This window comes from Pseudomonas fluorescens, from assembly GCF_902497745.1.
GTDB lineage: Bacteria > Pseudomonadota > Gammaproteobacteria > Pseudomonadales > Pseudomonadaceae > Aquipseudomonas > Aquipseudomonas fluorescens_BM.
Window position 1 is genome coordinate 309,767 of sequence record NZ_CABVHJ010000007.1, and the last position, 25,490, is coordinate 335,256.

Sequence of the window (25,490 nt, forward strand, 5' to 3'; positions counted from 1 at the left end):
GATCTCGGTTATGCCGTCACAGTGATTCACGATGCCTGCGCCAGCCGCGACCTGGAATTCAACGGGCTTACTGTGCCGGCCGCCCACGTGCACGCGGCTTTCATGTCAGCGCTGGGTTTTGCCTACGCCAGCGTGGTATCCACTGACCAATTCCTCGCAGCCAATAGCTGAGTCATATTTCGCAAAAACACTGGGCCCGCGTTATCGCGGGCCTTTTTTCGCCTGTCATAAAAATCTCACGCGTGAGCCATTGATGGGACTTTGAATTGGTTGTAGTGTGGCTCACGCGTGAGATATCCATAACCGAGCCATTGCCATGAAAAGCCGTACCCCTGCAGCGAAATCAGAGAGTCCCAAGGGGGAGCGCGCGAAACCGTCGGCGAAAAAACCGTCGAGCTTCTATATGAAGCAGATGCGCGCAGGCCTGGCCGCTGCCGGTTATGTGAAACACGAAACTTGGGTGCTTCCCGAAAACCGAAGCTTGCTCAAGCAAATGGAGCAACAGCTACGCCAACCGATTCTGGCTGGCTCTTTCATGTCGGAGAATTACATGAGCGCAGGCAACAACTGGACCATCGATAGCCTCTTCAACGCCCTCAAGGCTCTGGACGAGGTGGCTTCGCAAGAGATCACGCTGTCGCTGATCCAGAGCTCCGAGCCCAGCATCAAGCTGGAAATGAACGAATTCGGCGGTCTGCCGATTCACATCGCCCTGGCCGGCCAGCAGATCATCGTCGACACCGTGCTGGTGGACATCGATTCGATCTCGAACGTAGCGGCCTTCAACGACGCCGTGTTGCGCAGCCGGGAAATGTTCCCGCTGTCGTCGATCGGTATCGAGTCGATGCCCAACGGGCAGACCGTTTACAACATGTTTGGCGCCCTCAGCGCCGACTCGAGCCTGACCAACGTCGTCACCGAAGTGAAAACCCTGGTCGACAACGTGCAGCGCGCGAGTGAAGCCTTCGAACACTTCTTCAAGTAATCAACAAGGAATATCCAATGACTCAGTCCATCTGGAGCAAGTTGTTCACCGCACTGCGCGGCGGCGCCAATGAAGTCGGCGAAGCGATCGCGGACCAACAGGCCCTGCGCATCCTCGATCAGGAAATCCGTGATGCCGACAGCGCGCTGTCGAACGCTCGTCGCGAACTGGTCACCATCATGGCCAAACACAAACTGGCCGCCGACCGCGTGAGCGAGTACGACGCCAAGATCAAGGATCTGGAAGCCAAAGCCGTCTCGGCGCTGAATGCCGGCCGTGAAGACCTGGCGCTGGAAGTGGCCGAAGCGATTTCGACCCTGACCAACGAACTGGATGTTGAGAAAAAGCAGAGCGACGAGTTCGGCACTTACGCCGAAAACATGCGCAAAGACATCAGCAAGGCCGAATCGCGGATCAAGAGCCTGCGCCAGCAAGTAGACATGGCCAAGGCCCGCGAAAGCGTGCAGAAAGCCCAGGTCAGCGCCTCCATTGCCAGTGGCGGTGCCAATGGCAAACTGGAAACGGCGGTCGGTACGTTGAACCGCCTGCAAGCCAAACAGCAGCAACGTGCTGCCGAGCTGAGCGCGGCGGACGAACTGGCTGACGCGTCGACCGGCAACGACCTGGAACGCAAACTGCGCGACGCCGGCATTACGCCGAACGAAGGCAGCGCCAACGCGATTCTTGAGCGTCTGAAGCAAAAGTCCACGCAGTAAACACTGCGCAAAAAACCTGTGGGAGCGAGCTTGCTCGCGAAAGCGTCGTATCAGTCGACATCAATGTTGACTGACACGCCCTCTTCGCGAGCAAGCTCGCTCCCACATGGTTTATGGCGTAGAAATCGCTATCCTCGTTCGCCGCTCAGCCCGGTACACTAGCCACGCTTTTTCGCCGACGAACACCTCCACCCGCTTCAAGGAACGTACCCATGGGATGGTTTAAAGACTTGCTGGGCACCAGCAACTGGCAGACCGCTGCGCCGACGCCGACCGTTGTCAGCGGTCCACTCGGCATGGCGCAAGGCAAAGCCGTCAGGTTCGATACGACGCTGGCGCTGTTGCTCGACGGTTCGACCACGGTGCGCGTGCCCTTCGATCAGGCGATCTGGAGCCACGGCTGGGTCGACCTCGGCCAGTCCAACAAACTGCACCGCTATTACATGAACGACGAGGACTTCTGGCTGCAGATCCACGTTACCGGTGACGATCAGATCGAATCGGTCACGCTGTTCAATTACCTCAGCTACGTAACAGTCAACAGTGACGCCGAACTGCAGCGCCTGGCCGGCCCCAACAGCCAGATCGGCCTGCCCGGCTACAACCACGACGGCGTCGAATACACCCGCGAGTGGGGCACTGAACAAGGCCAGACCGAACTCGTACCGATGACCGAACAAGTGGTCAATCCGGACGAGAGCTACACCATCGAACATCACTCCATGCTTTATGCGCGCGAGACCGGCCTGACCGATCGCCGCGAATTGCTGCTGTTCTCCGTCGAACAGGACGAAGAAGGCACCGTCAGCCTGAGCACCTCGCTGGGCATTTCGCTGTACACGACAGATCTGAGCACCATTTAAAAAAGGAAGTTTTTCATGCTGGAAGTGCTGGCCGTTTCCCTGAACAAAACCGCGCTGGTCGGTTTCGTCGTCTACCTCATCGGCGCCGTACTGCTGTTCATGCTGTTTCAATTTGTCTACACGCGCATCACGCCGCACAAAGAGTTCGAGCTGATTCGCTCCGGCAACATCGCCGCAGCAATCGCCCTGTCCGGCGCGATCATCGGCTTCGCGATTCCGGCCAGTAACGTGATTGCATTTTCGGTCAATGTTCTCGATTTCGTGCTCTGGGCGGTGATTGCCGCCGTCGTGCAACTGCTGGCGTTTCTGGCCACGGGTCTGGTGCTCAAAGGCACTTCGCAACGCATCGCCAACGGTGAAATTGCTTCGGGTATCTATGTCGCTGCGGTCGCAATCAGCGTCGGCATGCTCAATGCGGCGTGCATGACACCGTCCAACTGATCGGCAGGAAGCCTTCGATGAAACGCAGCAAATACGTTCAGCTGTCCCTCGCGGCCTCGGTGGCCATGGCTATTTCCGGCCAGGTGACAGCCGCGGATCAACCGCGCAATTTCCAGAGTCTGGAACAGTGTGTCGGCGCCGAAGTGGCTGCCGATGTCTGCTCCAGCGCCTACGTCGCCGCCCTGACCGAACACCGGCGCATCGCCCCGGCGTACGACGACAAGACCAAGTGCGATGCGGATTTTGCCGCTGACTGGTGTCAGAAGAATTCCGACGGCCGCTTCGTGCCGAAACTCGGCGGCTTCAAAGTGCCGAAAGACGGTGAGCCTGCGCAGAATCTCGACGCCATCGCCGGCGCGCAAATGCCTGCGGGTGATGCGGCGGCTGTGCAGAGTGTGCAAAACACTTCGCACACCTCCAGTGGCGGTGGCAACGGTTGGCTGACCGGTTGGCTGATCGGCAACGCAATGAGCAACAACGCCGAACGCACGGTTTACCGCGATCGCGAAACGCGCCAGCCCTACAACACCTCGACGCAGTACCGCAGAGCCGACACCACGACGCGTAGCCAAGCGGATTACGAGAGCAGTAAAAGCAAACCGGTCAACGTGGCTTCTTCGACCTCACGCGGCGGCTTCGGCAGCCAGTCGAGTGCGCGTAGCGGCTGGGGTGGTTGGGGCAGCAGTTCTGGTTCTGGTCGTTCGAGCAGCTGACGATGAAGAAGATCCTCTGCGCCGAGCGCCCCGACTGGAAACAGACCGCCGAGAGCCTCGGCTTCATGTTTCACACTATCGACGATGAGCCGTACTGGGACGAAAGCGCGTACTACCAGTTCACGCTCGCGCAAATCGAAAACGATCTCGAAGACCCGACCACCGAACTGCACGAGATGTGCATGGATCTGGTCGACCGTGTGGTCAACAGCGAAGAGTTGCTGGATCGCCTGAGCATCCCGGCGGCGTACTACGACATGATCCGCACGTCCTGGCGGGAAGGTCATCCGCATCTGTATGGGCGCATGGACTTTTCCTACAGCGGCAACGGCCCGGCGAAGCTGCTGGAGCTCAACTACGACACGCCAACCAGTCTTTACGAAGCGGCGGCGTTCCAGTGGGGCTGGCTGGAGCAATGCATCGAGCGCGGCACGCTGCCGCGCCATGCCGACCAGTTCAACAGCATCGATACCAAGCTGCATCAGGCCTTCGCCGAGCTGCAACTGAAGCGGCCGTTCTACTTCGCCTCAATGAAAGATTCGGTCGAAGACAAGGGCACCACGGATTACCTGCGCTTGATTGCCGAAAAGGTCGGTATCGAATCGCGGCATATCGATATTGAAGACATCGGCTTGACCGCTGAAGGTCGCTTTGTTGATCTGGAGGATCGCTGGATCCCGCACCTGTTCAAGCTGCATGCCTGGGAGTTTATCTTCCACGAACCGTTCGGCGCGGCGATTGCCGAGTGCGACACGCAGTTTTTCGAACCGGCATGGAAAGCCATCCTGTCAAACAAAGGCGCGCTGCCGTTGCTGTGGGAACTGCACAAGGGCCATCCGAATCTGCTCGCGGCGCATCTCGATCCGGATCCAGCCAGTGCTGTGCCCAGGGGCTGGGTGCGCAAACCGTACTTTTCCCGGGAAGGTGCCAACATCGAACTGCAAACGGCGCAAGGTCTGATTGTCAAAGAGGACGGACCCTACACCGATGCGCCATTCGTCCTGCAGGAATTTGCGCCACTGCCAAAGTTCGATGACAGCTACACGCTCATCGGTTCCTGGGTGATTGGCGATCAGGCGGCGGGGATTGGCGTGCGTGAGGACAACAGTCTGATCACCAAGGATTCAAGCCGGTTTCTGCCGCATTTGATCCTCGATTGATCGCTTCGGCACGGCAGGGGCCGGGCAAAAAAAACCGTAGCGTTGGTGCGCTACGGTTTTTTTATGGCTGTGGCTTACGACAGCTCTGTCGTGCGCGAGCGATCCGTAATCGAAGCATCCGCATTGGCGGTCTCGGTGGCGGCAATGCCGGCCATCCTGCGACGGGAGATTTCCGCGCCGCGACGACGCAATGGTGTTTCGACAAACCGATAATTCAGTTCACTACACACCAGCATGATCAACAACGACGTGAGCAAGAGTTCAACCGTGTAGTCCGCCCCCAGCGTCCCGCCATTGCTGCCGGCCATGCGCGTCCAGATTTCGGTACTCAGGTGGTAAGCGAATACATGCACGACGTACAAGGCGTATGAGCGCGAGCCCAGCCAGTCGAACAACCCGCGCAACAGCGCAGGACAATAGATGTAGCCTTTGTCGTAACTGGCCAGCCAGACCATGATCACTGCGGTTATCGCGATCAGGCCGACAGCAATCGGCATTACAAGCAATTGCGCCGCAATGGCACCCAACATGTACAGAAGCCCCAGGGTCAGCGCCAGGCGCTTGAACAGACTGGCGCCGAGCGCGACCGGCTCAAGTTCCTTGTACAGCGACGTGCGTGTGAACAGGCAGAGCAGAATCCCCCACATCATCGCATCGAGCCGGAACGAAAAAAGCATCGGTGCCGGCGCCGCACCAAAGGCATTGCGATCAAAGCCGAACTGCGCGGCGATCAGCGCGATCAAGACAATCACCCGCCAGCGTGTCGAGGTCACCAGCAACAGGAACAACGGGAAGATGAAGTAAAACTGCTCCTCCAGCGCCAGGCTCCAATACACCGAGTTAGGCCCCAGAATCGCGCCGTACTGATTGGCCAGATTGCCCGAAAATGTCGCAACAGCGGTGAAGCTGCGCAAATTGTCGAACCAGGACTGGAAGGCGTTCGACTGGTTGAAGAAAATCGAGAACACCAGTGGGATCAATACCCACAGCCATGCCGTCGGCAGAAGGCGATACGCACGGCGGATCCAGAAGGAAGTCGCGGCCATGCCAAACCGGTTCTGCTGCCGGTTTTTATCGAAATAATCGAGATAAGCCTTACTGACCACGTATCCGGAAATGCAGAAGAACAGATCCACCCCGGTCCAGGGTGAATACACCGTGAACAGTTTGGTCAGGAACACTCCCTGAAACGGCAGCAATTGAGGAAGATGGGCCATGATCGTCATGAGGATGGCCGCCCCGCGCAAATACTCGATTTCCTTGTTTTTGCTACTGCTCATTGGACTCTCTTGTTGTTGTGTATGAACAGACTGCAAAGCTGTTCTGGCGAAGACGGGCAGGTTCAACAGACGACGGCACGGATCATGGAACGGCTGGCAACAGCCTTCAAGACTCTGAGCGTAACTTTATCGGGATATCGACGAAGACTGGCTGGTCAGTTGGCGGTCATCACCTTGAAACGCGCCCCCAGAAACGACAAAACCCCCGCAATGCGGGGGTTTTGGTTAAATCAGATCAACATCAGAACGGAATATCGTCATCAAAGCTGTCGAAATCCGGAGCCGGTTGCGGTGCGGCCTGCTGTGGAGCCGGAGCCGAACGCTGCTGTGGAGCCGACTGCTGCGGGCGCGGAGCCTGCTGACGTGGAGCAGATGGCGCCGACTGCTGGTAGTTGTTGCCACCGCCCTGCTGATCGCCCTGTTGTGGACGGCCGCCGAGCAGTTGCATGGTGCCTTGCATGTCGACCACGATTTCAGTGGTGTAACGCTTGATACCGTCTTTTTCCCACTCGCGGGTCTGCAGCTTGCCTTCGATGTACACCTGCGAACCCTTGCGCAGGTATTCGCCGGCGATTTCGGCAACCTTGCCGAACATCGAAACACGGTGCCACTCGGTCTTCTCGACCTTCTGACCGGTTTGCTTGTCGGTCCACTGTTCGCTGGTGGCCAGACTCAGGTTGGTCACGGCGTTACCGTTAGGCAGGTAGCGAACTTCGGGATCCTGGCCGCAAGTGCCGACCAATATGACTTTGTTAACCCCACGGGCCATAACGTTCTCCTAGGCTTCGCAAGCAGCCCCGGCCGGGTTGTTCACCAGGCGTTCGAGGGTGTCGCGATCCACTAATTCTTTGTCCAGTTTGATGTAAACAGCTGCTTCGTCAGCAACTATCACTGCATCGGTTACCCCTACGAGGGCCTTGAGGCGCTCGACCAGACCCGCTTCGCGGATCGCCTCGGGCGACAACGGCAAGCGCAGGCTCGTCACGTAGGGAGGTTCACGCATGGTAACAGCAAAGGCCAGCCAGATGGCAGCCAGACCCGCGCATCCAAGGAACACAACCGACAGACCGCCATGCTGAAACAGCCAGCCGCCGAGTATCCCGCCGAGTGCCGAACCGAGGAACTGGCTGGTGGAGTACACGCCCATGGCCGTGCCCTTCCCGCCTGCCGGTGAAACCTTGCTGATCAGCGACGGCAATGAAGCTTCCAGCAGATTGAACGCGGTGAAGAACACCACCGTACCGATCACCAGTGCCCGCAGGCTGTCGCCGAACTGCCAGAAGAATAGCTCAGTCAGCATCAGCGTCATGACGGCGCCAAGCAAAACTCGTTTCATTTTGCGTTTCTTCTCGCCATAGATGATGAACGGGATCATGGCGAAGAACGAAATCAGCAGCGCGGTGAGATAGACCCACCAGTGCTGTTCCTTGGGCAAACCGGCTTTTTCCACCAGCGCCAGAGGCAGCGCGACGAAGCTCGACATCAACATGGCATGTAACACAAAGATGCCCAGATCGAGCCGCAGCAAGTCAGGATGCTTGAGTGTCGGCATCAACGCCTGACGCGCGACGCCGGACTCACGGTGCGTCAGCGGACCAGTGGACTTGGGCACCATGAACATCACGATCACAATCCCCACCAATGCCATGCCACCGGTGGCCAGGAACAACCCCGACAAGCCGAACGCGCGTGTCAGCAAAGGCCCCACAACCATGGCCACGGCGAACGACAGGCCAATTGTCATGCCGATCATCGCCATGGCCTTGGTGCGGTGTTGCTCGCGGGTGAGGTCGGAAAGCAATGCCATCACCGCCGCAGAAATGGCGCCGGCACCTTGCAGGATCCGGCCGGCAATCACGCCCCAGATCGAATCGGCTTGCGAGGCCAGCACGCTGCCAAGGGCGAAGACGATCAGTCCGAGGTAAATCACCGGGCGACGGCCAATGCGGTCGGAAATGATCCCGAACGGAATCTGGAAAATCGCTTGGGTCAAGCCGTAAGCGCCGATTGCCAACCCGATCAGGGCCGGGGTCGCGCCTGCCAGATCCATGCCGTAGGTCGCCAGTACCGGCAACACCATAAACATGCCCAGCATACGGAAGGCGAACACCAGGGCCAGACCGCTCGCCGCGCGGGTCTCGCTGCCACTCATGCGTTCGCTGTGGGGATCGTGCATGGAAAAACCTCGTGTGAACCGGCGGCGATTCTACCAGTCCCATCGGAAGACGGGGTAGATCGCGACGCTTTGACGCGTATAGATGAAACTCTCTTCATCCAGGGCAAAAAACCCTTCGTTTGATAGTGTGCATCCATCCAGTATTTGCCCGTATACTCCTACGTTTTCGACGCCCGCCGAGCGAGGCCACTTTGGACAAGATCCTGATACGTGGGGCCCGTACCCACAACCTGAAGAACATCGACCTGACCCTGCCACGGGACAAACTGATCGTCATCACCGGCCTGTCCGGATCCGGCAAGTCGTCCCTGGCCTTCGATACGCTGTACGCCGAAGGTCAGCGCCGCTATGTCGAATCGCTGTCGGCCTATGCCCGCCAGTTTCTATCAATGATGGAAAAGCCCGACGTCGACACCATCGAAGGCCTGTCGCCGGCAATTTCCATCGAACAGAAGTCGACCTCGCACAACCCGCGCTCTACGGTCGGCACCATCACCGAAATCTACGACTACCTGCGTTTGCTCTATGCACGCGTCGGTACGCCGCGCTGCCCGGATCACGATATTCCACTGGAGGCGCAGACCGTCAGCCAGATGGTCGATCTGGTCCTGGCGCAACCGGAAGGCAGCAAACTGATGTTGCTGGCGCCGGTGATTCGCGAACGTAAAGGCGAACACCTGTCGGTCTTCGAAGAGCTGCGCGCCCAGGGTTTCGTCCGTGCACGGGTCAATGGCCGCATCTGCGAACTCGATGAACTGCCGAAACTGGATAAACAGAAGAAGCACTCGATCGATGTGATCGTCGACCGCTTCAAGGTTCGCGCCGACCTGCAGCAGCGTCTGGCCGAATCCTTCGAGACCGCGCTGAAACTGGCGGATGGCATCGCTCTGGTCGCGCCAATGGACGACGAGCCGGGCGAAGAGATGATCTTCTCCGCGCGCTTCGCCTGCCCGATCTGTGGCCATGCCATCAGTGAGCTGGAACCCAAGCTGTTTTCCTTCAACAACCCGGCCGGCGCTTGCCCGACCTGTGATGGCCTGGGCGTGAAGCAGTTCTTCGACATCAAGCGGCTGGTCAACGGTGACCTGACCTTGGCCGAGGGAGCAATTCGCGGCTGGGACCGGCGCAACGTCTATTACTTCCAGATGCTCGGCTCACTGGCCTCGCACTACGGTTTCAGCCTCGAAGTACCGTTCAACGAACTGCCGGCCGATCAGCAGAAATTCATCCTGCATGGCAGTGGTTCGCAGAACGTCGACTTCAAATACCTGAACGACCGTGGCGATATCGTCAAACGCTCGCACCCGTTCGAAGGCATCGTGCCCAACCTTGAGCGTCGCTACCGCGAAACCGAGTCGGCGAGTGTGCGTGAAGAACTGGCCAAGTTCCTCAGCACTCAGTCGTGCCCGGATTGCCGTGGTACCCGTTTGCGTCGTGAAGCGCGACATGTGTGGGTCGGCGAGAAGACTTTGCCAGCAGTGACCAATCTGCCGATCGGCGATGCTTGCGAGTACTTCGGCGAGCTGAAGATGACCGGCCGCCGCGGCGAGATCGCGGACAAGATCCTCAAGGAGATCCGCGAGCGCCTGCAGTTCCTCGTCAATGTCGGTCTCGATTATCTGTCGCTGGATCGCAGTGCTGACACCCTCTCGGGCGGTGAGGCGCAGCGGATTCGCCTGGCCAGCCAGATCGGTGCCGGACTTGTTGGCGTTCTGTACATCCTCGACGAACCGTCCATCGGCTTGCACCAGCGAGATAACGATCGACTGCTCGGCACACTCAAGCACCTGCGCGATATCGGCAACACGGTGATTGTGGTCGAGCACGACGAAGACGCGATTCGCCTGGCTGACTATGTCGTCGACATCGGCCCGGGCGCCGGTGTGCATGGCGGGCAAATCGTTGCCGAAGGTACGCCGGCTGAAGTCATGGCTCACCCGGACTCGCTGACCGGCAAATACCTGTCGGGCCGGGTGAAGATCGAAGTGCCAGCCAAACGCACCCCGCGCAACAAAAAACTCAACCTGTCGCTCAAAGGGGCGCGCGGCAATAACCTGCGCAATGTCGATCTGGACATCCCGATTGGTCTGCTGACTTGCGTCACCGGCGTGTCCGGCTCGGGCAAGTCGACGCTGATCAACAATACCCTGTTCCCGCTGAGCGCCACCGCCCTCAACGGCGCGACCACGCTGGAAGCAGCGGCGCACGACAGCATCAAAGGCCTGGAACATCTCGACAAAGTCGTCGACATCGACCAGAGCCCGATCGGTCGTACACCGCGCTCCAACCCTGCGACCTATACCGGCCTGTTCACCCCAATCCGTGAACTGTTTGCCGGCGTACCTGAGTCACGCTCCCGCGGTTACGGCCCGGGTCGTTTCTCGTTCAACGTCAAGGGCGGTCGCTGCGAAGCTTGTCAGGGCGATGGCCTGATCAAGGTCGAGATGCACTTCCTGCCGGACATCTACGTGCCGTGCGACGTATGCAAGAGCAAGCGCTACAACCGCGAAACCCTTGAAATCAAATACAAGGGCAAGAGCATTCACGAAACCCTCGAGATGACCATCGAGGAGGCGCGGGAGTTCTTCGACGCAGTACCGGCGCTGGCGCGCAAGCTGCAAACGTTGATGGATGTCGGTCTGTCGTACATCAAGCTTGGGCAGTCGGCGACCACGCTGTCTGGTGGCGAGGCACAGCGGGTCAAGCTGTCTCGCGAGCTGTCCAAGCGTGACACTGGCAAGACCCTGTATATCCTCGATGAGCCAACCACTGGTTTGCACTTCGCGGATATCCAGCAATTGCTCGACGTGCTGCATCGCCTGCGCGACCACGGCAACACTGTCGTGGTGATCGAACACAACCTCGACGTGATCAAGACGGCCGACTGGCTGGTGGATCTCGGGCCTGAGGGCGGTTCCAAGGGTGGGCAGATCATTGCCACTGGCACCCCTGAGGACGTGGCCGAGATGAAGCAATCTCACACTGGCCATTACCTCAAGCCATTGCTGATCCGTGATCGGGCTTAAAAGCCAGGCATGAAAAAACCCCTGTCACTTCAACAGTGACAGGGGCTTTTTTTAACTGCAGCAATCAGGACGTGTGCGATTGCAGGTAGTTCTCGAGACCGATCAGCTTGATCAGGCCCAACTGCTTTTCCAGCCAGTAGGTGTGATCTTCTTCGGTGTCGTTCAACTGCACGCGCAGAATCTCGCGGCTGACGTAGTCTTTGTGCTGTTCGCACAGCTCGATGCCTTTGCACAGGGCGGCGCGAACTTTGTATTCGAGGCGTAGATCCGCTTCGAGCATTTCCGGCACCGTGGTGCCGACATCCAGATCATCCGGGCGCATGCGAGGCGTGCCTTCGAGCATCAGAATCCGACGCATCAACGCGTCAGCGTGACCCGCTTCTTCTTCCATCTCGTGGTTGATTCGCTCGTAGAGCTTGGTGAACCCCCAGTCCTCATACATCCGCGAATGAACGAAATATTGATCACGCGCGGCCAGCTCGCCGGTCAGCAACGTGTTGAGGTAATCGATTACGTCTGGGTGGCCTTGCATCGCCCTACATCTCCCTACTTGAAAGTCTGTAGTTTGAACCAACCTGACTGGAAGGTCACCCGTTACGCGCAATAAAAGCGAAGATATTCTTGGAAAAGCAGCCTAAATAACGCAAAAACCGCCCAAATGAGGGCGGTTCTGCTTCTCGTTTAGACTTCGTTAAGCTGTACTTTGAGCAGCTTTGCGATTGCTTCTCCATACGCCGGGTCGGCTTTGTAGAAATGCTGCAACTGGCGGTCGACTACATCAGTCGAAACTCCGCTCATCGCACCAGCGATGTTGCTGACCAGCAACGCTTTCTGCTCGTCGCTCATCAGGCGGAACAGCGCACCGGCGTGGCTGTAGTAATCAGTGTCTTCGCGATGATCGTAACGATCAGCCGCACCACTCAGGACCAACGCCGGCTCGGCGTAATGTGGAGCTTGTTTCGGCGATTCGATGTAGCTGTTCGGTTCGTAGTTAGGCGCCGCACCACCATTGCTGCCGAACGCCATCGAGCCATCACGCTGGTAAGTGTTCACCGGGCTACGTGGCGCGTTTACTGGCAGTTGCTGGTGATTGGTACCGACACGGTAGCGGTGTGCGTCGGCATAGGCGAATACGCGACCTTGCAGCATGCGATCTGGCGACAGACCAACGCCTGGCACCATGTTGCTTGGGCCGAACGCGGCTTGCTCAACTTCAGCGAAATAGCTCTGCGGGTTGCGGTTCAATTCCAGTTCGCCCACTTCGATCAGCGGGAACTCCTTCTGCGACCAGGTCTTGGTCACATCGAACGGGTTCTCGTAGTGCACTGAGGCCTGGGCCTCGGTCATGATCTGGATGCATACGCGCCATTTCGGGAAGTCACCGCGTTCAATGGCTTCAAACAAGTCACGTTGAGCGTAATCCGGATCAGTGCCGGCCAGACGTGCTGCATCTGCGGGTGCGAGATTCTTGATGCCCTGCTTGGTTTTGTAGTGCCACTTCACCCAATGGCGCTCGCCTTGAGCGTTGATCAGGCTGTAAGTGTGGCTGCCAAAGCCGTGCATGTGCCGGTAGCCGTCAGGAATGCCACGATCGGAGAACAGAATGGTCACCTGGTGCAGTGCTTCAGGCGAATGCGACCAGAAGTCCCACATCATCTGCGCGCTTTTCAGGTTGCTCTGCGGCAGGCGCTTTTGGGTGTGGATGAAATCAGGGAATTTCAGTGGGTCACGTATGAAGAACACTGGCGTGTTGTTGCCAACGATGTCCCAGTTGCCTTCCTCGGTGTAGAACTTCAGCGCGAAACCGCGCGGATCGCGCTCGGTGTCGGCCGATCCACGCTCGCCACCCACGGTAGAGAAGCGCAGGAAGGTAGGGGTTCGCTTGCCGACGGACTCAAACAACTTGGCACTGGTGTATTCGCTGATGTCACGGGTCACGGTGAACGTGCCATAAGCGCCCGAGCCTTTTGCATGTACGCGGCGTTCAGGGATATTTTCACGGTTGAAGTGCGCAAGCTTCTCGATCAGGTGAAAATCGTCGAGCAGCAGCGGGCCACGTGGGCCGGCGGAGCGAGAATTCTGGTTATCAGCGACAGGTGCGCCACTGGCGGTCGTAAGCGTTTTGATCTGGCTCATGCGGTCTTCTTCCTCTGTCAGTCTTGAAACTGCCGGCTAATCGGCTTGCTGGGAAGTATTGATCATCCATGTGACAGCTACAAATTCATTAACTTGCAGACATCGATAGATAATTACTAATTATGTTTCCCGGGACATAGTGACAACAGAGACATGTCAAAAGCTTGTATGAACAGCGCATTTTCTTACGCGCACAAAAAACCGGGCACTAGGCCCGGTTCTTTGTTTCAGACTGACGTCTTACTCGGCGGATACAGCTTCGCCAGCAGTAGCACGATCAACCAACTCGACGTACGCCATAGGCGCGTTGTCGCCAGCGCGGAAACCGCACTTGAGGATGCGCAGGTAGCCACCCTCACGGGTAGCGTAACGCTTGCCCAGGTCGTTGAAGAGCTTACCAACGATAGCTTTCGAACGAGTACGGTCGAAAGCCAGACGGCGGTTAGCCAGGCTATCTGTCTTGGCCAGAGTGATCAGCGGCTCAGCAACGCGACGCAGTTCTTTGGCTTTTGGCAGAGTAGTTTTGATCAGCTCGTGCTCGAACAGCGACACCGCCATGTTTTGGAACATGGCCTTGCGGTGCGAGCTGGTGCGGCTCAGGTGACGACCACTTTTACGATGACGCATGGTTCATTCCTTACCAAACACTACGTTCGGTGATTACGACGATCAGGCAGTCGCCTTGTCGTCCTTCTTAAGACTTGCAGGCGGCCAGTTGTCGAGGCGCATGCCGAGGGACAGACCGCGGGAGGCCAGAACGTCCTTGATTTCAGTCAAGGATTTCTTGCCCAGGTTCGGAGTCTTCAACAGCTCTACTTCGGTACGCTGAATCAGGTCACCGATGTAGTAGATGTTTTCCGCCTTAAGGCAGTTAGCCGAACGTACAGTCAGTTCCAGATCGTCAACCGGGCGAAGCAGGATCGGATCGATCTCGTCTTCCTGCTCGACAACCACTGGCTCACTGTCACCTTTGAGGTCGACGAACGCAGCCAACTGCTGTTGCAGGATGGTTGCAGCGCGGCGAATAGCCTCTTCAGGATCCAGAGTACCGTTGGTTTCCAGATCAATAACCAGCTTGTCCAGGTTGGTACGCTGCTCGACACGGGCGTTTTCCACCACGTATGCGATACGGCGAACCGGGCTGAACGAAGAGTCAAGCTGCAAGCGACCGATGCTGCGGCTTTCGTCTTCATCGCTCTGACGCGAGTCGGCTGGTTCATAACCACGACCACGAGCTACGGTGAGCTTCATGTTCAGGGCGCCGTTAGACGCCAGGTTAGCGATTACGTGATCGGGATTAACGATCTCGACATCATGATCCAGCTGAATATCGGCAGCGGTAACCACCCCCGAACCCTTCTTCGACAAGGTCAGCGTAACTTCGTCACGACCGTGCAGCTTGATGGCCAGACCTTTAAGGTTCAACAGGATTTCAATTACGTCTTCCTGTACACCTTCGATGGCGCTGTACTCGTGGAGCACACCGTCAATCTCGGCCTCGACTACTGCGCAGCCGGGCATTGAGGACAACAGGATGCGTCGCAGCGCGTTGCCCAGGGTGTGGCCAAAACCACGCTCGAGAGGCTCGAGAGTGATCTTGGCGCGGGTTGGACTGACAACCTGCACATCAATGTGGCGGGGTGTCAGGAACTCATTTACCGAAATCTGCATGGATGCACCTATTTTCTAGCCCTTACTTGGAGTAGAGCTCGACAATCAGGCTTTCGTTGATGTCGGCGGACAGATCACTGCGAGCAGGAACGTTCTTGAAAACGCCCGACTTCTTCTCAGTGTCTACTTCTACCCATTCTACGCGGCCACGTTGGGCACACAGATCGAGAGCTTGGACAATGCGAAGTTGGTTTTTTGCTTTCTCGCGAACTGCAACCACGTCACCAGCACGAACCTGATACGACGGAACGTTTACGGTCTGACCGTTAACGCTGATCGACTTGTGCGATACCAGCTGACGGGATTCGGCACGAGTCGAACCAAAGCCCATACGGTATACAACGTTGTCCAGACGGCATTCGAGCAGTTGCAGCAGGTTTTCACCGGTTGCACCTTTCTTGCCAGCAGCTTCTTTGTAGTAGCCGCTGAACTGACGCTCGAGAACGCCGTAGATACGACGGACCTTCTGCTTTTCACGCAGTTGGGTGCCGTAATCGGACTGGCGACCGCGGCGTTGGCCGTGGATACCAGGTGCTGCTTCAATGTTGCACTTCGATTCGATCGCGCGCACGCCGCTCTTCAGGAAGAGATCGGTGCCTTCGCGACGAGCGAGTTTGCATTTTGGACCAATGTAACGAGCCATTCTTTACAATCTCCTGGATTACACGCGGCGCTTCTTCGGCGGACGGCACCCGTTGTGCGGGATTGGCGTCACGTCGGTGATGCTGGCGATCTTGTAGCCACAGCCGTTCAAAGCGCGGACTGCGGATTCACGACCTGGACCTGGACCCTTGACGTTAACGTCGAGGTTTTTCAGGCCGTATTCCAGCGCAGCTTGACCAGCACGTTCAGCAGCTACTTGAGCAGCAAACGGGGTGGACTTGCGGGAACCGCGGAAACCCGAACCACCGGAGGTAGCCCAGGAAAGAGCGTTACCTTGACGGTCGGTAATGGTCACGATGGTGTTGTTAAAAGATGCATGGATGTGGGCGATGCCATCAACCACTGTCTTTTTAACTTTTTTACGAGGACGAGCAGCAGGTTTTGCCATGATTAAATTCCTGTCGATTCGCTGGGGCGATTACTTGCGGATCGGCTTACGCGGACCTTTACGGGTACGCGCGTTGGTCTTGGTACGCTGACCGCGTACTGGAAGACCGCGACGATGACGCAGACCGCGATAGCAACCGAGGTCCATCAAGCGCTTGATTTTCATGTTGATTTCGCGACGCAGATCACCTTCAGTGGTGAACTTCGCCACTTCGCCACGCAGCTGTTCAATTTGCTCGTCGCTCAGATCTTTGATCTTTGCTGCTGGGTTTACCCCAGTCACTGCACAGATCTTCTGTGCAGTAGTGCGACCAACACCATAGATGTAGGTCAGCGAGATAACAGTATGCTTGTTATCTGGAATGTTAACGCCTGCAATACGGGCCATTCAGTGGGACTCCAATTGACAGCTACCTACGCCCCGGAAGCCAAGAAATAGGGCGCGAGATAATATCGCTGTAATAACAAATAATCAACCCGGTAGCGCACTAGCTACCGGGCTTGAAGCACAATCACACTCAGCCTTGGCGCTGTTTGTGACGCGGTTCCGCGCTGCAAATTACTCGAACAACACCTTCGCGGCGAATAATCTTGCAGTTACGGCACAGCTTTTTCACCGATGCACGAACTTTCATCACCAACTCCTCGAACCTTATGGGTACTCAGCGCAACATGCCGCTGCCGTAACCCTTCAGGTTGGCTTTCTTCATCAGGGATTCGTACTGGTGCGAAACGAGGTGCGATTGTACTTGGGACATGAAGTCCATCACAACCACGACCACGATCAGCAACGAGGTCCCGCCAAGGTAGAACGGAACGTTTGCTGCAACCACCAGGAACTGGGGCAACAGGCACACGGCCGTCATGTAAAGAGCACCGAACATGGTCAAGCGGGTCAGAACGCCATCAATATAGCGTGCAGACTGCTCACCTGGACGGATGCCCGGAATAAAGGCACCGGACTTCTTCAGGTTTTCCGCTACGTCTTTCGGATTGAACATCAACGCCGTATAGAAGAAGCAGAAGAAAATAATCCCTGCACTAAACAGCAGAATATTCAACGGCTGACCAGGAGCGATCGACTGCGAGATGTCCTGCAACCAGCCCATACCTTCAGACTGACCGAACCAGGCACCCAACGAAGCCGGGAACAGCAAAATGCTGCTCGCGAAAATAGCCGGAATAACACCGGCCATGTTCACCTTAAGCGGCAAGTGGCTTGTCTGCGCAGCAAAAACCTTGCGGCCCTGCTGACGCTTGGCGTAGTGAACAGCGATACGACGCTGACCACGCTCAATGAACACCACGAAACCGATAATCGCTACTGCCAGCAAACCGATGGCAACCAAGGCGAAGATGTTGATATCACCCTGACGCGCAGACTCGAAAGACTGCCCGATTGCTCTCGGAAGACCGGCGACGATACCCGAAAAAATCAACATCGAGATACCGTTGCCTACACCACGCTCAGTAATCTGCTCACCCAGCCACATCATGAACATCGCACCAGCCACAAACGTGGATACTGCGACGAAATGGAAGCCAAAGTCACCAGTGAACGCAACGCCCTGCCCCGCCAGACCAATGGACATGCCAATAGCCTGAACGAGAGCGAGGACGACGGTGCCGTAGCGGGTGTACTGGCTGATCTTGCGACGGCCAGCTTCACCTTCCTTCTTCAACTGCTCCAGCTGCGGACTGACGGCGGTCATCAGTTGCATGATGATCGATGCCGAAATGTACGGCATGATCCCCAGTGCAAAGATGCTCATCCGTTCCAGCGCGCCGCCGGAGAACATGTTGAACAAGCTAAGAATGGTCCCCTCATTCTGTCGAAACAGGTCTGCGAGTCGGTCCGGGTTGATACCTGGAACCGGGATGTGTGCGCCTATTCGGTAGACGATAATCGCCAGGAACAGAAAACGCAGACGAGCCCAGAGTTCAGACATACCGCCTTTGCCGAGCGCAGAGAGAGCACCTTGCTTAGCCATTTATTCCTCGAACTTGCCGCCAGCTGCTTCGATAGCCGCACGCGCACCTTTGGTGGCGCCGATTCCCTTGCCGATAGTGACAGCGCGAGTCACTTCACCGGACAGCATGATTTTCACACGCTGTACGTTGACGTTGATCACGTTGGCATCTTTCAGGGACTGCACGGTGACGATGTCGCCTTCCACTTTAGCCAGCTCGGACAAACGCACTTCTGCGCGATCCATGGCCTTCAGGGAAACGAAACCGAACTTCGGCAGGCGACGATGCAGCGGCTGTTGACCGCCTTCAAAGCCTGGAGCAATGGTGCCACCGGAGCGGGAGGTCTGACCTTTGTGACCACGGCCACCAGTCTTACCCAAACCGCTACCGATACCACGGCCCGGACGATGCTTTTCGCGACGGGAACCCGGCGCTGGACTCAGATCATTGAGTTTCATCGATTAACCCTCGACACGCAGCATGTAGTAAGCCTTGTTGATCATCCCGCGATTCTCGGGAGTATCCTGGACTTCTACAGTGTGACCGATGCGACGCAGACCCAGACCCTTAACGCACAATTTGTGGTTAGGGATGCGGCCGGTCATGCTTTTGATCAGCGTTACTTTAACGGTAGCCATGATCAGAAGATCTCCTTGACGCTTTTGCCACGCTTGGCGGCAATGGATTCAGGAGACTGCATAGCTTTCAAACCTTTGAAAGTGGCGTGAACCACGTTTACCGGGTTAGTCGAGCCGTAGCACTTGGCCAGAACGTTCTGAACGCCAGCAACTTCGAGGACAGCACGCATAGCGCCGCCAGCGATGATACCGGTACCTTCAGAAGCAGGCTGCATGTACACCTTCGAAGCGCCGTGAGCGGACTTCATTGCGTACTGCAGAGTGGTGCCGTTCAGATCAACTTGGATCATGTTGCGGCGAGCAGCTTCCATTGCCTTCTGGATCGCAGCAGGCACTTCACGCGACTTGCCACGGCCGAAGCCAACACGCCCTTTACCATCACCAACCACGGTCAACGCGGTGAAAGTGAAGATACGGCCGCCTTTAACGGTTTTGGCTACGCGGTTAACTTGAACCAGCTTCTCAATGTAGCCTTCGTCGCGCTTTTGGTCGTTATTTGACATAACTTAGAACTCCAGCCCAGCTTCACGAGCAGCATCAGCCAGCGCTTTCACGCGACCGTGGTACTTGAAGCCAGAGCGGTCGAAAGCCACTTGCGAGACGCCAGCGGCCTTAGCACGCGTAGCGACCAGCTGGCCAACCTTTGTGGCCGCGTCGATGTTGCCAGTGGCACCATCACGCAGTTCTTTATCCAAAGTCGAGGCGCTTGCCAGGACCTTGTTGCCGTCGGCCGAGATGACCTGGGCGTAGATGTGCTGCGACGAGCGGAACACGCAGAGACGCACGACTTCGAGTTCGTGCATTTTCAGGCGTGCTTTGCGAGCGCGACGCAGTCGAGTAACTTTTTTGTCGGTCATTTGCTATGCCCTACTTCTTCTTGGCTTCTTTACGACGGACGACTTCGTCCGCGTAGCGCACACCTTTGCCTTTGTACGGCTCTGGTGGACGGAAGTCGCGGATCTCAGCGGCCACTTGACCTACCAGCTGCTTGTCGATGCCCTTGATCAGGATATCGGTCTGGCTAGGAGTCTCAGCGGTGATGCCTTCCGGCAGTTCGTAATCCACTGGGTGCGAGAAGCCAAGGGCCAGGTTCAAAACCGTGCCTTTTGCTTGCGCTTTGTAACCAACACCGACCAGCTGGAGCTTGCGCTCGAAGCCTTGGCTTACGCCTTGGACCATGTTGTTTACCAACGCACGCGTGGTACCGGCCATTGCGCGAGTTTGTTGATCGCCATTGCGAGCAGCGAAACGCAGCTCACCAGCTTCTTCAACGATCTCAACGGACGAATGGATGTTCAGTTCAAGAGTACCCTTGGCACCCTTCACCGAAAGCTGTTGGCCTGCGAATTTTACTTCGACACCGGCTGGCAGCTTAACGGGGTTCTTAGCGACGCGAGACATGCTTATCCCCCCTTAGAACACAGTGCAAAGAACTTCGCCGCCGACACCGGCAGCGCGCGCAGCACGATCCGTCATCACACCTTTGTTGGTGGAGACGATAGACACGCCAAGACCGCCACGAACTTTCGGCAGATCTTCAACGGACTTGTACTGACGCAGGCCTGGACGACTAACGCGCTTCACTTCTTCGATAACCGGACGGCCTTCGAAGTACTTCAGCTCGATGGACAACGACGGCTTAGCGTCGGTGGTGATCTGAAAATCCGCGATGTAACCTTCGTCCTTCAGGACTTTTGCTACAGCCACCTTCAACGTGGAAGACGGCATGCTTACGACAGACTTTTCAGCCATCTGGGCATTACGGATTCGAGTTAGCATGTCCGCTAACGGGTCCTGCATACTCATGGGCTAGACGCTCCTAATACAGAAAAATTAGCCTTGCGGCTACTACTTGTCGCCGAGAACTTCCGGGCATGAAAAACACGGGCTCAGGCGAGCCGGTCATTCTAGACACACCCCAGAAATGAATCAAGCCCCAAAAGGGGCTTGATTCAGATTCAAGGCCACCGATGGTCAGGTTCTTGCGAACCCGAACATCGAGACTTTGACAGCAATTACCAGCTGGCTTTAACCAGACCTGGTACGTCACCACGCATTGCAGCTTCACGCAGCTTGTTACGGCCAAGGCCGAACTTGCGGTAAACGCCGTGCGGACGACCAGTCAGGCGGCAACGGTTACGCATGCGCGAAGCGCTTGCGTCACGTGGTTGCTTCTGCAGAGCTACGGTAGCTTCCCAACGCGCTTCTGGACTTGCGTTCAGATCGACGATGATAGCTTTCAGCGCTGCACGCTTGGTGGCGTACTTGGCAACAGTGAGCTGACGCTTCAGCTCACGGTTTTTCATGCTCTTCTTGGCCATTTTCCTACTCCAATCAGTTGCGGAACGGGAATTTGAAAGCACGCAGCAGAGCGCGGCCTTCATCATCGTTCTTGGCAGTGGTGGTCAGGGTAATGTCCAGACCGCGGAGAGCATCGATCTTGTCGTAGTCGATTTCCGGGAAGATGATCTGCTCTTTCACGCCCATGCTGTAGTTACCACGACCATCGAAGGACTTGGCATTCAGGCCGCGGAAGTCGCGAACCCGAGGCAGGGAGATCGACAGCAGACGATCCAGGAACTCATACATACGCTCACGGCGCAGAGTCACCTTGACGCCGATCGGCCATCCTTCACGGACTTTAAAGCCAGCGATGGATTTACGAGCGTAGGTCACAACGACTTTTTGGCCGGTGATCTTTTCCAGGTCAGCAACAGCATGCTCGATGACTTTTTTGTCACCAACAGCTTCGCCCAGACCCATGTTCAGGGTGATTTTTGTAACGCGTGGAACTTCCATCACGTTCGAAAGCTTAAGTTCTTCCTTAAGCTTCGGTGCGATTTCCTTCCAGTAAATCTCTTTTAGTCGTGCCATGGTCTTCTACCTAGCAGTGTTCAAGCATCAACCGCTTTTTGGGTCGACTTGAAGACACGAATTTTCTTGCCGTCTTCTACTTTGAAACCAACGCGGTCAGCCTTGTTGGTTTCGCCGTTGAAAATGGCGACGTTAGAAGCGTCCAGTGGAGCTTCTTTTTCGACGATACCGCCTTGCACGCCCGACATCGGGTTAGGCTTGGTATGACGCTTAACCAGGTTCAGACCGCTGATAACCAGACGGTTATTAGCAAGAACCTTGAGCACCTTACCGCGCTTACCTTTGTCTTTGCCGGCGATCACGATGATCTCGTCGTCACGACGAATCTTTTGCATGTCGGATCTCCTTACAGCACTTCTGGGGCGAGCGAGACGATCTTCATGAACTTCTCAGTACGAAGTTCACGGGTCACTGGCCCAAAGATACGGGTGCCGATCGGCTCTTGCTTGTTGTTCAGAAGAACAGCAGCGTTGCCATCAAAGCGGATAATGGAGCCATCAGCACGACGTACGCCGTGACGAGTGCGGACTACAACAGCAGTCATCACTTGGCCTTTTTTCACTTTACCGCGAGGAATTGCTTCCTTCACGGTAACTTTGATGATGTCACCGATACCAGCGTAACGACGATGGGAGCCACCCAGCACCTTGATGCACATAACACGGCGAGCGCCGCTGTTATCGGCCACATCGAGCATGGATTGAGTCTGAATCATATAATTTCTCCGACCCCTAGTCCTTAGACTTCCACAGCGCGTTCGAGAACATCAACCAGCGCCCAAGACTTGGTCTTGGCCATAGGACGAGTTTCACGAATAGTGACTTTGTCGCCGATGTGGCACTGGTTGGTTTCGTCGTGCGCGTGCAGCTTAGTCGAACGCTTAACGTATTTACCGTAGATCGGGTGCTTTACGCGACGCTCGATCAGTACGGTGATGGTTTTGTCCATCTTGTCGCTGACAACACGGCCAGTCAGCGTACGGACAGTTTTTTCGGCTTCAGCCATGATCACTTACCTGCCTGCTGGTTGAGCACAGTCTTCACGCGAGCGATGTCACGTTTAACTTGCGAGAGCAGATGAGACTGCCCCAACTGGCCAGTTGCTTTCTGCATACGCAGATTGAACTGGTCGCGCAGCAAGCCGAGCAGTTGCTCGTTCAGCTGCTGTGCGGATTTTTCACGAAGTTCATTCGCTTTCATCACATCACCGTCCGTTTAACAAAGGCGGTGGCGAGCGGCAGCTTTGCAGCAGCCAGGGCAAAAGCCTCACGCGCCAGCTCTTCAGAAACACCCTCGATTTCATACAGGACTTTGCCTGGCTGAATCTGGGCAACCCAGTACTCCACACTACCCTTACCTTTACCCATACGAACTTCGAGAGGCTTTTTGGAAATAGGCTTGTCCGGGAATACACGGATCCAGATCTTGCCGCCACGTTTAACGTGACGGGTCAGAGCACGACGCGCTGACTCGATCTGACGAGCGGTGAGACGACCACGAGCTACAGACTTCAGCGCGAACTCGCCGAAGCTGACTTTGCTACCGCGCTGAGCCAGACCACGGTTGTGGCCTGTCATCTGCTTGCGGAACTTCGTACGCTTAGGTTGCAACATTTGGCGTACCCCTTACTTAGCAGCTTTTTTACGAGGCGCTGGTGCTTGTGGTTTCAGCTCTTCTTGGCGACCACCAATTACTTCGCCTTTGAAGATCCAAACCTTTACACCGATCACACCGTAAGTGGTGTGAGCTTCGTAGTTGGCATAGTCGATGTCGGCACGCAGGGTGTGCAATGGCACACGACCTTCGCGATACCATTCAGTACGTGCGATTTCAGCACCGCCGAGACGACCGCTCACTTGGATTTTGATGCCCTTGGCACCAATGCGCATGGCGTTCTGAACTGCGCGCTTCATAGCGCGACGGAACATTACACGACGCTCCAGCTGCTGAGCTACGCTCTGCGCAACCAGCATACCGTCGAGCTCCGGCTTGCGGATCTCTTCGATATTGATGTGCACAGGCACACCCATTTGCTTGGTCAGGTCCTGACGCAGTTTCTCAACATCTTCACCTTTCTTCCCGATAACGATACCTGGACGAGCGGTGTGGATGGTGATACGTGCAGTTTGGGCCGGACGATGGATATCGATACGGCTTACGGACGCGCTTTTTAGTTTGTCTTGGAGATACTCACGCACTTTCAGATCTGCGAACAAGTAGTCCGCATAAGTCCGACCGTCTGCGTACCAGACGGAGGTGTGCTCCTTGACGATTCCCAGGCGAATGCCAATGGGATGTACTTTCTGACCCATCTCTTCGACTCCGTTACTTGTCAGCAACCTTGACAGTGATATGGCAAGACCGCTTGACGATGCGATCAGCACGGCCTTTGGCACGTGGCATGATGCGCTTCAGCGAACGCCCTTCGTTGACGAAAACGGTGCTGACCTTCAGGTCATCAACATCTGCGCCTTCGTTATGCTCGGCGTTGGCTACGGCCGACTCCAGCACTTTTTTCATGATCTCGGCGGCTTTCTTACTGCTGAAAGCCAACAAGTTGAGCGCTTCGCCCACCTTCTTCCCGCGGATCTGGTCGGCGACCAAGCGGGCTTTCTGGGCGGAGATTCGAGCGCCCGACAACTTAGCGGCTACTTCCATTTCCTAACCCCTTAACGCTTGGCTTTCTTGTCAGCCACGTGCCCGCGATAGTTGCGGGTACCGGCGAACTCGCCCAGTTTGTGGCCGACCATGTCTTCGTTAACGAGAACTGGGACGTGCTGACGACCGTTGTGTACTGCGATGGTCAGACCGACCATTTGTGGCAGGATCATCGAACGACGCGACCAAGTCTTAATTGGTTTGCGATCGTTCTTTTCCGCCGCCACTTCGATCTTCTTCAGTAGGTGAAGATCAATAAAAGGACCTTTTTTCAGAGAACGTGGCACTGTCGTATCCCTCTATTTACTTGCGACGACGGACGATCATTTTGTCGGTACGCTTATTACCACGAGTCTTCGCGCCCTTAGTCGGGAAGCCCCATGGCGATACCGGATGACGACCACCAGAGGTACGACCTTCACCACCACCATGTGGGTGGTCAACCGGGTTCATGGCAACACCACGAACGGTTGGGCGAACGCCACGCCAGCGCTTGGCACCAGCTTTACCCAGCGAACGCAGGCTGTGCTCGGAGTTCGAGACTTCGCCCAGGGTCGCACGGCATTCAGCCAGGACTTTACGCATTTCACCGGAACGCAGACGCAGGGTCACGTAGACACCTTCACGAGCGATCAGCTGAGCCGAAGCACCAGCGGAACGAGCGATCTGTGCACCCTTACCTGGCTTCAATTCGATGCCGTGTACGGTAGAACCGACTGGAATGTTGCGCAGTTGCAGAGCGTTGCCTGGCTTGATTGGAGCCAGAGCGCCTGCGATCAGCTGGTCGCCAGCACTCACGCCTTTAGGGGCGATGATGTAGCGGCGCTCGCCGTCTGCGTAGCAGAGCAGTGCGATGTGAGCAGTACGGTTTGGATCGTATTCGATACGCTCGACAGTGGCGACGATGCCATCTTTGTCGTTGCGACGGAAATCGACCATACGATAATGCTGCTTATGACCACCACCGATGTGACGCGTGGTAATACGGCCATTGTTGTTACGACCACCAGTCTTCGATTTTTTCTCGAGCAGCGGTGCGTGAGGAGCGCCTTTATGCAGCTCCTGGTTGACCACCTTGACCACAAAACGGCGGCCAGGGGAAGTCGGTTTGCATTTAACGATTGCCATGATGC

At 56.5% G+C, this 25,490-nt stretch carries 36 protein-coding genes and 1 pseudogene; 8 read left to right on the plus strand and 29 right to left on the minus strand.

Annotated features, from left to right (window positions below):
• The 7 genes and pseudogenes from F8N44_RS31720 to F8N44_RS13885 all read left to right on the plus strand — a co-directional run.
• Window positions 1-171 (plus strand): annotated as a pseudogene (locus F8N44_RS31720) (cysteine hydrolase); the annotation flags it as partial.
• Between the two features lie 145 nt (window positions 172-316).
• Window positions 317-985 carry a YjfI family protein gene (locus F8N44_RS13855; RefSeq protein WP_150650678.1) on the plus strand — a complete coding sequence of 223 codons (669 nt, stop codon included), beginning with the start codon at window positions 317-319 and terminating at the stop codon, window positions 983-985.
• Between the two features lie 17 nt (window positions 986-1,002).
• Window positions 1,003-1,701, plus strand: a complete 699-nt coding sequence (locus F8N44_RS13860; RefSeq protein ID WP_150650679.1) for a PspA/IM30 family protein — start codon at window positions 1,003-1,005, stop codon at window positions 1,699-1,701.
• 212 nt (window positions 1,702-1,913) lie between these two features.
• Window positions 1,914-2,564 (plus strand): DUF2491 family protein, encoded by a 651-nt coding sequence (locus F8N44_RS13870; protein ID WP_150650680.1) that lies wholly within the window; start codon window positions 1,914-1,916, stop codon window positions 2,562-2,564.
• A gap of 15 nt (window positions 2,565-2,579) precedes the next feature.
• Complete coding sequence (locus F8N44_RS13875) at window positions 2,580-3,005, plus strand: DUF350 domain-containing protein (protein WP_141126626.1); 426 nt, start codon at window positions 2,580-2,582, stop codon at window positions 3,003-3,005.
• A gap of 17 nt (window positions 3,006-3,022) precedes the next feature.
• Entirely contained in the window at window positions 3,023-3,718 is a 696-nt protein-coding gene (locus F8N44_RS13880; RefSeq protein WP_150650681.1) for a DUF1190 domain-containing protein, read from the plus strand.
• A gap of 2 nt (window positions 3,719-3,720) precedes the next feature.
• A complete protein-coding gene (locus F8N44_RS13885; RefSeq protein ID WP_150650682.1) occupies window positions 3,721-4,878 on the plus strand; it encodes a glutathionylspermidine synthase family protein in 1,158 nt (385 codons plus the stop codon).
• A gap of 74 nt (window positions 4,879-4,952) precedes the next feature.
• On the opposite strand, the gene F8N44_RS13890 is transcribed toward F8N44_RS13885, so the two are convergent.
• The 3 genes from F8N44_RS13890 to F8N44_RS13900 all read right to left on the minus strand — a co-directional run bounded on the left by F8N44_RS13890 (window position 4,953) and on the right by F8N44_RS13900 (window position 8,334).
• Window positions 4,953-6,158 (minus strand): acyltransferase family protein, encoded by a 1,206-nt coding sequence (locus tag F8N44_RS13890; protein WP_150650683.1) that lies wholly within the window; start codon window positions 6,156-6,158, stop codon window positions 4,953-4,955.
• Window positions 6,159-6,399: 241 nt separating this feature from the next.
• Entirely contained in the window at window positions 6,400-6,927 is a 528-nt protein-coding gene (locus F8N44_RS13895) for a single-stranded DNA-binding protein (protein WP_127929967.1), read from the minus strand.
• A gap of 9 nt (window positions 6,928-6,936) precedes the next feature.
• Entirely contained in the window at window positions 6,937-8,334 is a 1,398-nt protein-coding gene (locus tag F8N44_RS13900; RefSeq protein WP_150650684.1) for an MFS transporter, read from the minus strand.
• A gap of 191 nt (window positions 8,335-8,525) precedes the next feature.
• Here F8N44_RS13900 and uvrA point away from each other — a divergent pair, with 191 nt between their 5' ends.
• The gene (gene uvrA, locus F8N44_RS13905; protein ID WP_093434409.1) at window positions 8,526-11,360 is read left to right on the plus strand and encodes an excinuclease ABC subunit UvrA; all 2,835 of its coding nucleotides are present in this window, start codon (window positions 8,526-8,528) and stop codon (window positions 11,358-11,360) included.
• Window positions 11,361-11,424: 64 nt separating this feature from the next.
• Here uvrA and bfr read toward each other — a convergent pair whose 3' ends face one another.
• The 26 genes from bfr to rplB all read right to left on the minus strand — a co-directional run bounded on the left by bfr (window position 11,425) and on the right by rplB (window position 25,485).
• A complete protein-coding gene (bfr, locus tag F8N44_RS13910) occupies window positions 11,425-11,892 on the minus strand; it encodes a bacterioferritin (RefSeq protein ID WP_007918444.1) in 468 nt (155 codons plus the stop codon).
• Between the two features lie 149 nt (window positions 11,893-12,041).
• Entirely contained in the window at window positions 12,042-13,496 is a 1,455-nt protein-coding gene (locus tag F8N44_RS13915; protein WP_150650685.1) for a catalase, read from the minus strand.
• Between the two features lie 240 nt (window positions 13,497-13,736).
• Window positions 13,737-14,123, minus strand: a complete 387-nt coding sequence (gene rplQ / locus F8N44_RS13920) for a 50S ribosomal protein L17 (RefSeq protein WP_003176402.1) — start codon at window positions 14,121-14,123, stop codon at window positions 13,737-13,739.
• Window positions 14,124-14,165: 42 nt separating this feature from the next.
• A complete protein-coding gene (locus tag F8N44_RS13925) occupies window positions 14,166-15,167 on the minus strand; it encodes a DNA-directed RNA polymerase subunit alpha (RefSeq protein ID WP_003186012.1) in 1,002 nt (333 codons plus the stop codon).
• Window positions 15,168-15,189: 22 nt separating this feature from the next.
• Complete coding sequence (gene rpsD / locus F8N44_RS13930) at window positions 15,190-15,810, minus strand: 30S ribosomal protein S4 (RefSeq protein WP_003176404.1); 621 nt, start codon at window positions 15,808-15,810, stop codon at window positions 15,190-15,192.
• Window positions 15,811-15,828: 18 nt separating this feature from the next.
• Complete coding sequence (gene rpsK / locus F8N44_RS13935; protein ID WP_002555466.1) at window positions 15,829-16,218, minus strand: 30S ribosomal protein S11; 390 nt, start codon at window positions 16,216-16,218, stop codon at window positions 15,829-15,831.
• Between the two features lie 30 nt (window positions 16,219-16,248).
• Window positions 16,249-16,605 carry a 30S ribosomal protein S13 gene (rpsM, locus tag F8N44_RS13940; protein ID WP_003186020.1) on the minus strand — a complete coding sequence of 119 codons (357 nt, stop codon included), beginning with the start codon at window positions 16,603-16,605 and terminating at the stop codon, window positions 16,249-16,251.
• A gap of 130 nt (window positions 16,606-16,735) precedes the next feature.
• Window positions 16,736-16,852: a 50S ribosomal protein L36 gene (gene rpmJ / locus F8N44_RS13945; RefSeq protein ID WP_002555468.1), complete on the minus strand. Its 117-nt coding sequence runs from the start codon at window positions 16,850-16,852 to the stop codon at window positions 16,736-16,738.
• A gap of 27 nt (window positions 16,853-16,879) precedes the next feature.
• On the minus strand, window positions 16,880-18,208 hold the full coding sequence (gene secY, locus F8N44_RS13950) for a preprotein translocase subunit SecY (RefSeq protein WP_003228718.1): 1,329 nt from the start codon (window positions 18,206-18,208) through the stop codon (window positions 16,880-16,882).
• Entirely contained in the window at window positions 18,209-18,646 is a 438-nt protein-coding gene (rplO, locus tag F8N44_RS13955; RefSeq protein ID WP_003228720.1) for a 50S ribosomal protein L15, read from the minus strand.
• A gap of 3 nt (window positions 18,647-18,649) precedes the next feature.
• Window positions 18,650-18,826, minus strand: a complete 177-nt coding sequence (gene rpmD / locus F8N44_RS13960; protein ID WP_003176408.1) for a 50S ribosomal protein L30 — start codon at window positions 18,824-18,826, stop codon at window positions 18,650-18,652.
• Between the two features lie 2 nt (window positions 18,827-18,828).
• The gene (gene rpsE, locus F8N44_RS13965; protein WP_003186035.1) at window positions 18,829-19,329 is read right to left on the minus strand and encodes a 30S ribosomal protein S5; all 501 of its coding nucleotides are present in this window, start codon (window positions 19,327-19,329) and stop codon (window positions 18,829-18,831) included.
• A gap of 3 nt (window positions 19,330-19,332) precedes the next feature.
• A complete protein-coding gene (gene rplR, locus F8N44_RS13970; protein WP_003186037.1) occupies window positions 19,333-19,683 on the minus strand; it encodes a 50S ribosomal protein L18 in 351 nt (116 codons plus the stop codon).
• A gap of 10 nt (window positions 19,684-19,693) precedes the next feature.
• Window positions 19,694-20,227, minus strand: a complete 534-nt coding sequence (gene rplF / locus F8N44_RS13975; RefSeq protein ID WP_003176412.1) for a 50S ribosomal protein L6 — start codon at window positions 20,225-20,227, stop codon at window positions 19,694-19,696.
• A gap of 12 nt (window positions 20,228-20,239) precedes the next feature.
• Window positions 20,240-20,632, minus strand: coding sequence for a 30S ribosomal protein S8 (rpsH, locus tag F8N44_RS13980; RefSeq protein ID WP_007918458.1), 393 nt, complete (start codon window positions 20,630-20,632; stop codon window positions 20,240-20,242).
• Window positions 20,633-20,841: 209 nt separating this feature from the next.
• The gene (rpsN, locus tag F8N44_RS13985) at window positions 20,842-21,147 is read right to left on the minus strand and encodes a 30S ribosomal protein S14 (RefSeq protein WP_003228726.1); all 306 of its coding nucleotides are present in this window, start codon (window positions 21,145-21,147) and stop codon (window positions 20,842-20,844) included.
• 13 nt (window positions 21,148-21,160) lie between these two features.
• Window positions 21,161-21,700 (minus strand): 50S ribosomal protein L5, encoded by a 540-nt coding sequence (rplE, locus tag F8N44_RS13990; protein WP_003176415.1) that lies wholly within the window; start codon window positions 21,698-21,700, stop codon window positions 21,161-21,163.
• Window positions 21,701-21,720: 20 nt separating this feature from the next.
• Window positions 21,721-22,035 (minus strand): 50S ribosomal protein L24, encoded by a 315-nt coding sequence (gene rplX / locus F8N44_RS13995; RefSeq protein WP_008081905.1) that lies wholly within the window; start codon window positions 22,033-22,035, stop codon window positions 21,721-21,723.
• Window positions 22,036-22,046: 11 nt separating this feature from the next.
• A complete protein-coding gene (gene rplN, locus F8N44_RS14000) occupies window positions 22,047-22,415 on the minus strand; it encodes a 50S ribosomal protein L14 (RefSeq protein WP_002555479.1) in 369 nt (122 codons plus the stop codon).
• Window positions 22,416-22,438: 23 nt separating this feature from the next.
• Window positions 22,439-22,705 carry a 30S ribosomal protein S17 gene (gene rpsQ / locus F8N44_RS14005; protein ID WP_003194644.1) on the minus strand — a complete coding sequence of 89 codons (267 nt, stop codon included), beginning with the start codon at window positions 22,703-22,705 and terminating at the stop codon, window positions 22,439-22,441.
• Between the two features lie 2 nt (window positions 22,706-22,707).
• On the minus strand, window positions 22,708-22,899 hold the full coding sequence (rpmC, locus tag F8N44_RS14010; RefSeq protein WP_002555481.1) for a 50S ribosomal protein L29: 192 nt from the start codon (window positions 22,897-22,899) through the stop codon (window positions 22,708-22,710).
• Window positions 22,899-23,312, minus strand: a complete 414-nt coding sequence (gene rplP, locus F8N44_RS14015; RefSeq protein ID WP_007896757.1) for a 50S ribosomal protein L16 — start codon at window positions 23,310-23,312, stop codon at window positions 22,899-22,901. Before rplP ends, rpmC begins: the two co-directional genes overlap by 1 nt.
• Window positions 23,313-23,324: 12 nt before the next feature.
• Window positions 23,325-24,011, minus strand: coding sequence for a 30S ribosomal protein S3 (gene rpsC, locus F8N44_RS14020; protein ID WP_003176422.1), 687 nt, complete (start codon window positions 24,009-24,011; stop codon window positions 23,325-23,327).
• Between the two features lie 13 nt (window positions 24,012-24,024).
• A complete protein-coding gene (rplV, locus tag F8N44_RS14025) occupies window positions 24,025-24,357 on the minus strand; it encodes a 50S ribosomal protein L22 (protein ID WP_003103908.1) in 333 nt (110 codons plus the stop codon).
• A gap of 11 nt (window positions 24,358-24,368) precedes the next feature.
• Window positions 24,369-24,644, minus strand: a complete 276-nt coding sequence (gene rpsS, locus F8N44_RS14030; protein ID WP_011336172.1) for a 30S ribosomal protein S19 — start codon at window positions 24,642-24,644, stop codon at window positions 24,369-24,371.
• Between the two features lie 16 nt (window positions 24,645-24,660).
• A complete protein-coding gene (gene rplB, locus F8N44_RS14035) occupies window positions 24,661-25,485 on the minus strand; it encodes a 50S ribosomal protein L2 (protein WP_003228734.1) in 825 nt (274 codons plus the stop codon).
• Window positions 25,486-25,490: the final 5 nt, after the last annotated feature.